Annotated in this window: 11 protein-coding genes and 1 riboswitch; of the genes, 8 read left to right on the forward strand and 3 right to left on the reverse strand. The window is 41.7% G+C overall.

Features of this window, described 5'->3' with window-relative positions; translation table 11 throughout:
* Positions 1 to 296 (forward strand): hypothetical protein (locus tag HMPREF3066_RS13300; protein ID WP_210385692.1); only part of this gene is annotated, 296 nt, incomplete at its 5' end.
* 28 nt (positions 297 to 324) lie between these two features.
* Here HMPREF3066_RS13300 and HMPREF3066_RS04595 read toward each other — a convergent pair.
* Both HMPREF3066_RS04595 and queF read right to left on the reverse strand, forming a co-directional pair.
* Complete coding sequence (locus HMPREF3066_RS04595) at positions 325 to 1,008, reverse strand: 7-cyano-7-deazaguanine/7-aminomethyl-7-deazaguanine transporter (protein WP_060975059.1); 684 nt, start codon at positions 1,006 to 1,008, stop codon at positions 325 to 327.
* A 75-nt stretch (positions 1,009 to 1,083) separates the two neighbouring features.
* Positions 1,084 to 1,557, reverse strand: a complete 474-nt coding sequence (queF, locus tag HMPREF3066_RS04600) for a preQ(1) synthase (protein ID WP_016686771.1) — start codon at positions 1,555 to 1,557, stop codon at positions 1,084 to 1,086.
* 4 nt (positions 1,558 to 1,561) lie between these two features.
* Positions 1,562 to 1,606, reverse strand: a riboswitch (PreQ1 riboswitch).
* Positions 1,607 to 2,069: 463 nt separating this feature from the next.
* On the opposite strand from queF, the gene HMPREF3066_RS04605 reads away from it, so the two are divergent.
* Positions 2,070 to 2,564: a MarR family transcriptional regulator gene (locus HMPREF3066_RS04605; RefSeq protein ID WP_003743760.1), complete on the forward strand. Its 495-nt coding sequence runs from the start codon at positions 2,070 to 2,072 to the stop codon at positions 2,562 to 2,564.
* A gap of 50 nt (positions 2,565 to 2,614) precedes the next feature.
* Complete coding sequence (locus tag HMPREF3066_RS04610; protein WP_070440709.1) at positions 2,615 to 4,063, forward strand: efflux transporter outer membrane subunit; 1,449 nt, start codon at positions 2,615 to 2,617, stop codon at positions 4,061 to 4,063.
* Between the two features lie 781 nt (positions 4,064 to 4,844).
* Here HMPREF3066_RS04610 and HMPREF3066_RS04615 read toward each other — a convergent pair.
* Positions 4,845 to 7,244: a penicillin-binding protein 1A gene (locus tag HMPREF3066_RS04615; RefSeq protein ID WP_049225923.1), complete on the reverse strand. Its 2,400-nt coding sequence runs from the start codon at positions 7,242 to 7,244 to the stop codon at positions 4,845 to 4,847.
* 146 nt (positions 7,245 to 7,390) lie between these two features.
* Here HMPREF3066_RS04615 and pilM point away from each other — a divergent pair, with 146 nt between their 5' ends.
* Genes pilM through pilQ form a run of 5 tightly spaced genes read left to right on the forward strand, consistent with a single transcriptional unit; the run spans position 7,391 to position 12,529 of the window.
* Positions 7,391 to 8,500: a type IV pilus assembly protein PilM gene (gene pilM / locus HMPREF3066_RS04620; protein ID WP_039408903.1), complete on the forward strand. Its 1,110-nt coding sequence runs from the start codon at positions 7,391 to 7,393 to the stop codon at positions 8,498 to 8,500.
* Position 8,501: 1 nt separating this feature from the next.
* Positions 8,502 to 9,116: a PilN domain-containing protein gene (locus HMPREF3066_RS04625; protein ID WP_060974923.1), complete on the forward strand. Its 615-nt coding sequence runs from the start codon at positions 8,502 to 8,504 to the stop codon at positions 9,114 to 9,116.
* Positions 9,117 to 9,803, forward strand: a complete 687-nt coding sequence (locus tag HMPREF3066_RS04630) for a type IV pilus inner membrane component PilO (protein ID WP_070440712.1) — start codon at positions 9,117 to 9,119, stop codon at positions 9,801 to 9,803.
* Between the two features lie 17 nt (positions 9,804 to 9,820).
* Positions 9,821 to 10,375 carry a pilus assembly protein PilP gene (locus HMPREF3066_RS04635; protein WP_060974925.1) on the forward strand — a complete coding sequence of 185 codons (555 nt, stop codon included), beginning with the start codon at positions 9,821 to 9,823 and terminating at the stop codon, positions 10,373 to 10,375.
* An 18-nt stretch (positions 10,376 to 10,393) separates the two neighbouring features.
* The gene (gene pilQ, locus HMPREF3066_RS04640; RefSeq protein ID WP_045073089.1) at positions 10,394 to 12,529 is read left to right on the forward strand and encodes a type IV pilus secretin PilQ; all 2,136 of its coding nucleotides are present in this window, start codon (positions 10,394 to 10,396) and stop codon (positions 12,527 to 12,529) included.
* Positions 12,530 to 12,674 lie beyond the last annotated feature (145 nt).

Below are 12,674 nucleotides of genomic sequence, written 5' to 3' on the forward strand. Positions count from 1 at the left end.
CTTGTCCTGATTTAAATTTAATCCACTATAACAGTATGAGCCAGAATCTCAATGATAAATTGATAGGAAATTTAAACGGAAATATCAGGGCGGTTATTTCTGCGAGAGAAATTCAGAGATACGTATTTGTTGTCATTTTGAAACATATCTTCATGGCGGGGAGTGCATTCGTTTTTGAGCAAGAGCGGCAGGTAACGTTTTTATTTCATGTGTTGTGTGATTGCCATAAGAGACTTGTTAGCAAAAAAGGTCGTCTGAAACCGAATTTGAGGTTCAGACGACCTTTTCGTTTTTGATAAGGGTCTGCAGTTTTTAGCGTTCCTTTCAGTTTTCTTGTAAAGAAACCGTCTGTTTGGCGAGGGGAGCAGAATGTAGTGCCGTCAGCTTCTTCGTCAAGATATTCAAAATCACACCGTAGGCCGGCAGGAAAAAGAGGGTGCAGATGGTGAGTTTGAACAGATAATCGACAAAAGCGATGCCCTGCCAGTTTGCCGCCATAAATTCATCGCTGCTTGCGTAGAAGGCAATGGCGAAAAATACCAATGTATCCAGGGCGTTGCCGATGACGGTTGATGCGGTCGGGGCGATCCACCACGCTTTCAGACGACGTAATTTGTTGAACACAAAAATATCAAGGATTTGTCCGAGTGCGTAAGCGGCAAAGCTGGCTAAGGCGATGCGTCCGACAAAGGTATTGAATTCGGATAGCGCGCCCAAGCCCGTCCAACTGCCGTCGTGGAACAAAACGGAAAAGATGTAGGAAAGCAAAAGGGCGGGAAACATGACCCAAAAGATAATCCGCCGTGCCAAGTGCGAACCGAAAATGCGGACGGTCAGGTCGGTGGCAAGGAAGATGAAGGGAAAGGAAAACGCGCCCCAAGTGGTGTGGATGCCGAAAATTTGGAAGGGGAACTGCACCAGATAGTTGCTGGCGGCGATGATGAGGATGTGGAAAAGCACCAGCCAGAAGAGTGCCTTCTGTTGTTGCGCTGTTGTAAATTCGTACATGTAAATCTTTCGGAAAGGCTTTCAGGCGACCTTCTTGTGAAAGAGGTCGTCTGAAAATGCGTAAAAGGGGATGGATTATTGGCTGTCGTGTTCAAACAGGCGTTTGCGTGCCAATGCTTCGAACTCGGTACCTGCTTTGCCGTAATTAGCAAAGGGATGAATGGCGATGCCGCCGCGCGGTGTGAATTCACCGAAAACTTCGATGTATTTCGGATCCATCAGGGCAATCAGGTCTTTCATGATGATGTTGACGCAGTCTTCATGAAAATCGCCGTGGTTGCGGAAGCTGAAGAGGTAGAGTTTCAGGGATTTGCTTTCCACCATTTTGATGTGTGGGATGTAGCGGATGTAGATGGTGGCGAAGTCAGGCTGCCCGGTCATGGGGCAGAGGCTGGTGAATTCGGGACAGACGAACTTGACGAAATAGTCGTTGTCGGGATGTTTGTTGTCGAATGCTTCAAGAATTTCGGGAGCGTAGCCGGTCGGATATTGGGTTTTTTGATTGCCCAAAAGAGAGATGCCTTGCAGCTCTTCGGTATTGCGGGACATGAGTGTTTCCTTAGTTTTTTAATGTGGGAGGTTTTCGAACCACGAAAGGCGGATTGTAATATAAGGCAGGGGTGATGTGTAACCTTTATGCAGCATCGGAGGTCGTCTGAAGATATTCGCAATTAAACGATTTGAATTGTAACCGCAATTTTAAAAAATGATTAAAAATGTAATTTTTCAAATGATTGCTTTATTTTCAGCTTATTTCTGTCAATTGCGGGTAAATGAGGCTATGTGGTAAGAACTAAGCAGGTATCTGAAAGTTCTAAGAGTCGGTTTGATGGAAGACAAAAATTGGTAGTTCGCCCGAATGCAAAATAATGTTTTATGCATAAAAAGTACCACTCGTTATTAACTTTAACCGATTGTCAGATTTTCATCAGAAGAATAGTCAATTAGATTAGTATGTTCACATAAAATAAATATTTGGTATTTTGATTCAATGATTTTTTCATCGTTGCTTCCGTCGGAAGGGCGCAGCGATTGAAGTTGGTAATTAAGAGGAATAAACCATGAGTTTTTCACAAACCGATTTGACCACGGCATTAAAAACCCTATCTGACCGCCTGCCTCAATTTTCCGAGCAGCAGACTAGGGCAGGGAGGATGTTGCGGGTCGTAACCGAACGCCTCAGTTCGCATCTGAATGATAATCTGAAAGTATATGGCATCAATGAAAACCTCTGGTTTGCCTTGATGGCGGTTTACGTCAGCCCGAACAGTGAAATTTTACCATCACGCTTGAGTGATTTGATGGATCTGACCCGTACCAGCGCAACCCGATTGTCGGACGAAATGGTCAGTCGGGGCTGGGTTGCACGCTATATCAACCAGCAGGACCGCCGTCAGATTGTGCTAAAATTGACCCCTGAAGGTGAGGTTTTTATCCAAAAAGTATGGCCGCAGGTTTCCAGTACGAGCCAAGAGGCTTGGAAAGATTTCACCGATGAAGATTACAACCAGTTGCAATATTTGTTGGGTAAGCTGCTGCGCCGGCTGGAGGGCTGATAAAGCGGATGCAGGATGTGGCGGATACCGATGATAAAACGGAGTATTCCATGAAAGCCAATCCCTACAAACAGGGAATCTGTATTGCTACCGCCATTCTACTTTCTGCCTGCGCTCAATTCGGTAAACAGGCTCCTTTGGAAGAACCTACCAATTACGGGCTATCTGAAGGTAAGTCTGCAGCCATGGTTCAAGATGCGTGGTGGATGCAACTGAACGACCAAAAACTTAACCAATTAGTTGCACTCTCTATCCGTAATGCTCCCGATTTGCGTATCGCTAAGGCGCGCTTCGAACAAGCACAAGCGCAGCTGGGAATCACTGAAGCCGCAAGCAAAATGCAAGTCGGGTTGTCCGTGCGAGGGGCGGGAGCATATGTTGCCCCTAAGCCTTCATCCGGTCATATTGATACTGACCATACCTTATTATTGGCAAATACTGCTTTACAGGGTACTTGGTCGTTTGACTTCTGGGGTAAAAACCGGAAACAGGCTGCGTCAATATTAGGAAAGCGCAAGGCCATTCTGTACGAGGCTCATCAAACGCGTATTGATATCGCCAATGCGGTTGCATCACAATATTTCACATGGCAGATGTTGTTAATACAACAAAATCTATTATCCGAGCGTATGGAAACTACAGACAAGATGCAGCAACTGATACGCAGAAGGATTAATGCCCGCCTGGCTTCTGCAGAATCGCTTTATCCAGTTGAAATGCAACAGCAAAGTATGCAGTTGGAAAAGTTGGAGTTGGAGCGCCGAATTGCTAAAGTGCGTCATGCTTTAGCAATATTAAGCGGGACAACCCCTGACGGTTTATCTTTGTATATGCCTGAAAAAATGGCAGCAGTTCCTGTTGTTCCAATCAATAAAATCCATGCAGATTTATTGGGCGCCCGCCCGGATATTGCGTCACAAAAAGCTATGTTGGAATCTCGGTTCAATACGGTTAAAGCGACAGAAGCTGAGTTCTATCCCAATATAGAACTCAAAGTTTTGGCAGGTCTGGCACATATTGATGCTTTTAATGTTGTACGAGGGCGTACATCGGGTATGATCAGCGTACTTCCTGCCTTAAATCTGCCAATTTTTACTTCAGGAGCATTGCAATCTAAGTTGGCAGGGCGGCGTGCCGAATATAATGAACAGGTAGCCCTTTATGACCGTACTGTTTTAAATGCCATGCGTACTGCTGCCGATGCGGTTGTTGACTATCAAAATATGCAGAAACGACAAAGCATTTGGGAGAAAATGCAGGAAACTGCAGAAAGAACAGTCCGTAATGCGAATAGTCGTGTCAATGCGGGATTAGATAATGGTCTATCTGCTCTGCAAAAACAGAACGAACTTCTCCAATTAAAAATGCAGAAAGCACAATATCAAGCTGAGTCATTGATTGCATGGAGCAATTTAAATACCCAATTGGGCGGAGGGTTTAAGCTTGAACCTTTGGGACGGAATGTCTCAAAAAAAAGTACAGGTAAAAAGATACGCTGAGGAAATTAATGGCAGCTTGTTAATCAAGCTGCCATTTTTGTTTTCTCTTGATTGCTAATAGAGTATAAGTGGATTGGTAAAAACTAGGGAATGTAAAGACAGTTTTATAGAAATGCCAATATGATCCTCAACCAACGTACTATATTAGTTTTCCCTTTGGTGTATTTGAACCATAGGGATAGATTGTTTAGGAGCGATGACTAGGTTTCAAATCATGTTTTGCTTGAGAAAAACACAAAACCCGTTACTTAAAAGCAGCGGGTTTTGTGTTTTTCGGTTTTGAGTATCTGATATAAGGGGAACAGTATGTCTCGTATATGCGCACTCCGATAAGATAGGAAAATGAAGAGGGGGATCGTTGTTTAATGACTCGAAGCAGGACGGCATCCGAGTAATTGGTATTATATAATAATAGTAATTATTATCAATAACAAATTTTTAAAATTAAGATAACTTTTTGAAAGATATGAAAATTATTTTTTGGGGTTGAGTGAAGGTCAAAGTAAAAGATAAAAATATTAGGTATCTGGTTGATTTTATTGGTGTCGAATAAGATATTCTGAGCAGCCATTGGTTTGTTGGCGTACGGTATGTATTAATTAGAAGGTGGGGTTTAGAAAGCAAATATCATTTTTTAAATAGCAGATTCTTATGAGTCTGATGGGGCTTGATTGTATCAAGTAGGGCTCTTTAATTTATCTAAATATTATCCTTAAAATAAAGCGGCCTTGCTACTTTAATGACAAGACCGCTTTATTTTCAGTAATTTAAAATTTTGATTTTAGAATAAGGAGTCTAACTGTTTATTATTGCCGGTATTGCTTGGCAAAACCGGTTCTTCTTGTAACTCTTGGCGCCCAGGGCGGCTAGAGTTTTGGGTATCAGACATATTATTGTCAGAAGGTTGACGAGTACGTCTAGATGGTTGAGTGGTCGGGTGTGGTGCTACTCCACCGTTTTCTAAGGCTAAATCGGAGCTGGTAGTCAGTCGTTCCTTCATATAATACTCACCACCATTAGAAACTATGCCTTCAGGTGCCTTCATGCCTTTGTTTTCAGTGCCTTTGAGGGCGTAACGCATATAATCTACCCAGACTGGAACTGCAATCGTACCACCGTAGCCGGCACGCCCCATGCTGCGGGGCTTGTCAAAACCAACATAAACAGCAGTTACCACTTTAGGATTGAAACCGACAAACCATGCATCTTTGTTGTCATTGGTTGTTCCGGTTTTTCCGGCAATATCGCTTCGACCTAATGCTGATGCACCTCGAGCAGTACCTGCACGAACTACATCTTGCATAATTTTATACATGATATATGCGTTTCGAGGGTCAATCGCCTGAGGAGCATTTTCTCCGGCAATTAAGGGTTGCATCTGTGCTTTCAGACGACCTTGGCTATCGTAGATTTTGTCAATCACATAAGCTGAGATTTTATATCCGCCATTAGCAAAAACACTATATGCTTCTGCAATACGGAGTGGAGTGGTTTCTCCAGTACCTAAAGCCATTGATAAACTTGCGGGAAGTTCAGACGGTTTGAAACCAAAACGTTGGGCATATTGCTGGGTATATCCAATTCCGATAGACATCAGGATGCGGATAGAAACCATATTTTTCGATGCGGTTAATGCTTGGCGCAATGTAATATAACCAGAATAACGCCCATCTGAATTTTTGGGTGACCACACGCTACCATTTGCTCCTTTTCCTGGTAGGGATATTGGGGCATCATTGATCATGGTTGAGGCTGTCATGCCTTTAGCTAATGCAGCGGAATATACAAAAGGCTTGAATGTTGAACCAGGTTGGCGCATGGCCTGAGTTGCTCGGTTAAAAGTTTTGCTATGATAGTCATAGCCACCAACTAATGCTTGAACAGCCCCGGTTTTGGCATCTAAAGATACTAATGCACCTTGCAATAAAGGTTCTTGTACAACAGTCCAGCCATTACCAATATTTTTCACTCTGATGACAGAGCCGCGTCGAATACGGTCTTCTCCCATTTTTTCATTATTAACCGCTTTGGCTGCAAAACCTAACGATTTAGCGTCAAGAGTCATTTTACGGCCATTGGGTAGTTGGATTTGTACTGCTTTCCGGGAAGCTTCCAATACAACCGCAGGAACCATTTTATCCACAGTATATAAAGTAGATAAATATTGGCTGACTGTTTCTTCAACATCATCTGTTTTGCTGAGGTCAATATAATTTTCCGCTCCTCTGTAACTGCTGCCTCGGTCAAAGTTTCTTAAGACTTTGCGCAATGCTTCGGTAGCAACACGCTGATTTGCGGTATTTACGGTTGTATAAACGTGAAAACCTTGAGTGTAGGCTTCTTCGCCATATTTTTCATATAGTTCTTGACGAACCATTTCTGCTACATACAACGCGTTTTGATCAATTTTTTGTACAAATCGCTCATAATGTAATTCTTCTTTTAATGCGTCGTCACGTTGCTGAGACGTAATCATCCCTTCTTCCAGCATATTATTCAGGATATAAGTTTGCCGCAGTTTGGCGCGTTCAGGATTCACAATGGGATTATATGCAGAAGGAGCCTTAGGTAGGCCGGCCAGCATGGCAGCCTCGGCCAAAGTCAAATCCTTAACATTTTTGTTGAAATAAATCTGCGCTGCCGAAGCAAACCCGTAAGCACGCTGCCCCAAGTAAATTTGGTTGAAGTAAAGCTCTAAAATCTTATCCTTGCTCAAGGATTGTTCAATTTTATAGGCTAAAAGTGCTTCATTAAATTTTCGGGTAAATGTACGTTCACTGCTTAAATAGAAGTTTTTGGCAACCTGTTGCGTAATAGTGCTTGCACCAGATTGAACGCCTCCCGCAACGATATTACTAATCGCTGCTCGGGCAATGCCCCAAACATCTACGCCCCAATGTTCGTAAAAGCGTTTGTCTTCTGCGGCAATAACCGCGTTCTTGAGAATATCGGGGAAGTCGTTGATTTTGGTAAATTCACGCCGTTGCTCACCATAGACGCCAATAATTTGCCCGTCTGCCGAGTAAATGGTCAATGGCATTTTGGGTTGGTAGTGTTGTAAGGAGTCTAAGGGGGGGAGTTTGGGGTAGGTTACTAAAATTGCTATAGCAATCAATCCAGTAGTAAAAATTGCTAGGCCTAACATCAAACCGATACAGGTTGTTATAATCTTTTTAATCATGACTAGGTAATAATTTTGCCATTATTGGTATTAAATAAAGTAAAATAGATATCGATTTCTATAAAACACGGCATTTCTCGTGTAAAGAGGAAGTCCTTTACGGATATCGAAACAGTTACTCACTCCTAATAATACAGGGAAATCTTATGATTGGCTTGTCAAAAAACCCTAAAAATACAACTGGTAAGGCTGGAAAGTCCTCTTCAGGGTTAAGCAACCGTTCTTCCATCGGCATCGATATTAGTCAGCATGCCATCAAGATGGTTCAGCTGTCAGGGCGTAGTTTAAACCAAATTCAGTTGGAAAAATACGTTATTACTAAATTACCTAAAAATATTGTAAAAGGTAACAAAATTCAAGATTACGACCAGCTTGTTACTTATTTGCAACATGCATATTCGCAATTACGCAGTTCTTGCAAGAATATTATTGCAGCTATCCCTCAAGGATTGGCGACGATCGAGCAAGTGGTTTATTCACAAAAAGATACTGAGTTGGATTTGGATGAATTTGCAGAATCTGAAATCTCCTCGATCGGGCCTATCGATGAAATAAACTATGATTATCAGGTCGTAGGTGCGTCTGTTATTCCAGCAGGGCAGCAGATTTTGACGGTTGCAGCGCGTAAGGATGATGTTGAGCCTATGATCGAAATGTTTGAGGGGGCGGGATTGTCCTTATCGGCGTTAGATTTAGATTTATTGGCGCAGCATAATGCCTTCGTATTTTGGATTAACCAGTACGCTCCTGAATTAACAAATGAAAAAGTTGCTATATTTGGGATTTATGCAACACAGATGTATGCGCTGATTATTCAGAATGGGCAAATTCTATACAAGCAGGAAATGCCTGTAAGTACTGAGCAATTGAACCAGTTGATTCAACGTACATATCAGGTTACAGAAGAAAAAGCTGCTCAAATGATGGTATCTACGAGCAAGCCAACTGATTATCAAACACAAATCGCAGACCGCTTCAATGTTCAAGTGGCTCAGGAAGTGCAAAGAGTACTACAGTTTTATTACACCACACAGCCGACAGATGCTTTTTCGAATGTGAAGCATATTTTATTAACTGGTTCTGCATCACAACAGACTGGTTTGGCTGAAAGCATTTTTTCGCAGACAAATACAGCGACACAATGTATTCAACCAGTTACATATGTGGAGCGAGGTGGTAAGGTCGATTTGTCACAGTTACAAGTTGATGCTTCTGCTTTGACACTTGCATTTGGATTAGCATTAAGGGGATTGTAATATGACTGAATTAATTAAAATTAACCTTCTTCCATATAGAGAAGAAATTAAGCAACGTAAAAGACAGCAATTTAAAATTTTGATGCTTTCTTCGTTATTAATAGGAGTTGGTTTATCTGCAATAGCTTATTTAGCGATCAATAATGCTATTAGTGATCAAGAAAGTAGGAATGCATTTTTGGAAGCAGAAATTACCAAGTTAGATAATGATTTAGGAGAAATAAAAAAATTACAGCAGGAAAAAGAAAACTTCTTGGCTAAAAAGCAAAAAGTCGAGGAGTTGCAAGAAAAACGCTCCCAAGCTGCATATATCATCGACAGTTTGAATGTGGTTATTCCAGATAATACTTATATCACATCTCTTGATGCAGAAAATCCGACCTCTTATAAGATTACAGGCCGAGCGATTAGCGATAATAAAATTGCCATGTTTATGCGGTCTTTGCCAAGTACAGGTATTTTTATGCAGCCAGAACTCTTGGAAATTAAGAAAATTGATAATTATCAAGAGTTCAATATTAAATCTATGATTGGTTCCTCGAGTATTCCAGTCAAGTCGGAGAGAGAAGTAATTAATGATGATTCGACGAAAGCACAGAACGGGGAGGAAAAGTAAATGGCCTCAGCTAAAGTAAAAAATTTGGATATTCAGAATTTATATTTGTTGAATCCTGGTGCAAAGTTTGTATTAGCTGCGTTAGCGATTGCAGGAGTATTGGCTGTTGGTTATGCAGCAGTATTTCGTGAACAGCTGGAAACACTCTCAACCCAAGAGGAAAGGGAAGTCGAGTTAAAGGAAACATATACGAAAAAGAGCATTGAGGCTGCAAGTTTAGATAACTTGAAAGCCGAATTAGCCTCTATTCGTTCTTCATTTGACATCTTGTTAAAACAGCTGCCGACTGATGCTGAAATTCCTACTTTGATTCAAGAATTGCACCAGGCAGGTTCAGCAAACGGTCTTCGTTTAGATAGTGTAATTCCACAGGTTCCAGTCAATGATGGGCCGATACAGAAGTTGCCGTATGAAATATCGATTACGGGCAAATATAATCAGATTAATCAATTTGCTAGAGATGTTGGTGGGTTGTCGCGGATTATTACATTAGAGTCGTTAAAAATATCGCATGTCTCAGATGGTAAAAATAGCAAAGATATTAAAAACGATACTTTGATACTCAGAGCAATTGCGACGACGTATAAAGCCCGCCCAGCAGATGAAGTAGCAGCAGAACTTGCCACTCAGCAGAGTCAGGCACAGGGGAATTCAGAAAATGGCCAAGCCAATTCTGAACAAAAATAATAAATGATAGGAAAATCATGAAAAATAAAATTTTCTTACTTACAAGTATCCTGTCATTGACGGGGTGTACACCGGCATATGACGATTTGAATGAGTGGATGACTAAGACACGTCAGGATGCTAAGTCTCATATCATTCCATTTGAGGCTCCGGTAGTGAACCCTCCGGCTGTTTATAATCCACCAGCTTACAGTGGTTTAAATGCATTCGATTTTCGACGGTTGGATAATGCACCTAAAGGTAGCAACGCTCCAAATCCCAATCGTCCAAAAGAAGCATTGGAAGCATTCAGTTTAGAAAATATGCGGTACGTAGGGATGCTGAGCAATGGCAGTAAAACTGTCGGTTTTATTGATGTAAATGGACATGTCTATACAGTTTATCCGGGGAACTATATCGGACAAAATTATGGAAAAATCCAAAGCATTACTGATGATTTGATTGTTTTGACAGAGTTGGTTGAGGATAGTTCGGGCAATTGGATTTATCGAAAGGCGGAATTGCCATTAAGCAATAATGCTGAAAATAGTTCAAATGATGCCAGTAATGCTTCAGCAACGAATTCAAACTAATTTAAGGGGTCTCACTTCATGAAAACTAAGAATATGACGAAATTATTTGCCGGCATCAGTATGATTGCAGCAGCACAAATTGCATTGGCTGGTAATATTACTGATATTAATGTATCAACTTTGCCGGATAGTCAAAAAATTATCAAAATCCGTTTTGACCGGGATGTGATTAGCCCGAGCGGCTTTGTTACATCCACTCCGTCCCGAATTGCCTTGGATTTTGCCAAAACAAATATTCAATTGGCTCAACCTGTATTGGAATACGCGGATCCTTTGTTAAATCAAATTACTGCGGCTCAGAATAATGACCGATCTCGCATTGTTTTGGGATTGAATAAAGCGGCGCAATATAATACCGAAGTCCATGGTAATGAAGTATGGGTATTCGTTACAGAATCATCTGATCGAACCACAACTTCTGCGGCGATTTCAAATAATGCAAATGCACGTCAGAAGGCAGGCTCGTCTGAAGCAGTTAAACAAACGGTAAATTCAGCTAATATTGACTTCAGGAAGGGTGCACATAACTCAGGTATTGTGGAATTGAATGCGCCTGATTTCACAGGAAAACCTGAAGTGAAGCAACAACGTGATCGGGTTATTATTACTCTGAAAAATTATCCGTTGCCGACACAAGCGCAACGCAGTTTGGATGTTGCCGATTTCAGTACACCGGTTAAAAATATTACGTTAAAACGTATTGGAAATGATGCTCAACTCATTATTCGCAATAATGGCAATTGGGATTTCAATACCAAAGCTGCAAATGGTCAATTTGCTTTTGAAGTAATGCCTAAGTCCGCAAGTACGGAATCAAGTGGGCTGAATGCAAATCCAAACAAATCTTTCCGCGGCCGTAAAATTTCCCTGGACTTCCAAGATGTTGAAGTACGTACCATTTTGCAAATCCTTGCGAAGGAGTCAGGGGTCAATATCGTGGCCAGTGATTCCGTGAATGGCAAAATGACACTTTCTTTAAAAGATGTGCCTTGGGATCAGGCTTTGGATTTGGTTATGCAGGCGCGTAATTTGGATATGCGCCGACAAGGCAATATTATCAATATCGCACCTCGTGATGAATTGTTGGCTAAAGATAAGGCTTTCTTGCAGGCGGAGAAAGAGATTGCCGAACTGGGGCCTTTATATTCCCAAACTTTCCAATTGAAGTATAAGAATGTAGAAGAGTTCCGGAAAATTTTGCGTTTGGACGACAACAATAGTGGAAACTCCAATGGTAGAAATACCTTGTTGAGCGGCCGTGGCAGTGCGCTGATTGATCCTGCAACGAATACTTTGATTATTACGGATAATCGAAATGTTGTAGAAAAATTCCGTAAGTTGATTGAGGAATTGGATGTACCGACTCGTCAAGTTATGGTTGAAGCCCGTATCGTTGAAGCAAAAGACGGTTTTTCGCGTGATTTGGGCGTGAAATTCGGTGTCGCAGGTTCCAAAGGACGCAACGCTTGGGGTAACTCTTGGAGTAATGCGCAAGATAACCATAATACTAATTCGGCTGTTTTGCGAGGTGATGCAAATTACCGTACATGGTCTTTGCAACCGAATATTAGCCTGCCTGCGGCAGCGGCGACTAATAATATTGCTTTGGTGCGAGCTTTGTCATCGGGTGCATTAGGTTTGGAAATTTCTGCTTCGGAAGCTACCGGTAAAAGTAAGACCATTTCTAATCCGCGTGTCCTGACACAAGACCGTAGAGAAGCTACTATTGAGTCTGGTACTGAAATTCCGTATCAGGAGGCATCTTCCAGTGGTGCAACCTCGGTATCGTTCAAAAAAGCCGTGCTGGGCTTAACGGTAACGCCGAATGTAACGCCTGATGGTCAAGTTATCATGACTGTAAAAATTACCAAGGATACACCGCAAGACTGTACAGTGGACTCTTTGATTACGAAATGTATTCAGACTAAAAACTTGAATACTCAGGCAATGGTGGAAGATGGTGGTACGTTGATCGTTGGTGGCATCTACGAAGAAGATAATAGCGATACGATTAACAAAGTACCATTATTGGGCGATTTGCCAGTGGTGGGTAATTTGTTCAAGTCCCGTGCGAAAAAAGAAGAGCGTCGCGAATTGCTGGTTTTCATCACTCCGCGAATTATGGATGGTGTAGGCAGCAATCTCCGCTACTAAAATTGGAAAAGGCGTATGCTTGGAAGGGTATATGCCTTTTTTAATTGATACGAAGTAGATAGGGAGTTTTAGGGTTTTTTGAGATCTTTGCAAAAATAGTCTGTTAGCAAAATTTATAGTCAATTAAAAACAAAATAGCACAATA

Source organism: Neisseria sp. HMSC03D10 (assembly GCF_001807625.1).
GTDB classification, from domain to species: Bacteria; Pseudomonadota; Gammaproteobacteria; order Burkholderiales; family Neisseriaceae; genus Neisseria; species Neisseria mucosa.

What these genes read in the sequence shown, in the direction of transcription:
- HMPREF3066_RS04615 (WP_049225923.1), bottom strand. Translation starts at nt 7,244, where the DNA reads ATGATTAAAAAGATTATAACAACCTGTATCGGTTTGATGTTAGGCCTA.
- queF (WP_016686771.1), bottom strand. Translation starts at nt 1,557, where the DNA reads ATGTCCCGCAATACCGAAGAGCTGCAAGGCATCTCTCTTTTGGGCAAT.
- HMPREF3066_RS04595 (WP_060975059.1), bottom strand. Translation starts at nt 1,008, where the DNA reads ATGTACGAATTTACAACAGCGCAACAACAGAAGGCACTCTTCTGGCTG.
- pilM (WP_039408903.1), top strand. Translation starts at nt 7,391, where the DNA reads ATGATTGGCTTGTCAAAAAACCCTAAAAATACAACTGGTAAGGCTGGA.
- HMPREF3066_RS04630 (WP_070440712.1), top strand. Translation starts at nt 9,117, where the DNA reads ATGGCCTCAGCTAAAGTAAAAAATTTGGATATTCAGAATTTATATTTG.
- HMPREF3066_RS04635 (WP_060974925.1), top strand. Translation starts at nt 9,821, where the DNA reads ATGAAAAATAAAATTTTCTTACTTACAAGTATCCTGTCATTGACGGGG.
- HMPREF3066_RS04625 (WP_060974923.1), top strand. Translation starts at nt 8,502, where the DNA reads ATGACTGAATTAATTAAAATTAACCTTCTTCCATATAGAGAAGAAATT.
- HMPREF3066_RS04610 (WP_070440709.1), top strand. Translation starts at nt 2,615, where the DNA reads ATGAAAGCCAATCCCTACAAACAGGGAATCTGTATTGCTACCGCCATT.
- HMPREF3066_RS04605 (WP_003743760.1), top strand. Translation starts at nt 2,070, where the DNA reads ATGAGTTTTTCACAAACCGATTTGACCACGGCATTAAAAACCCTATCT.
- pilQ (WP_045073089.1), top strand. Translation starts at nt 10,394, where the DNA reads ATGAAAACTAAGAATATGACGAAATTATTTGCCGGCATCAGTATGATT.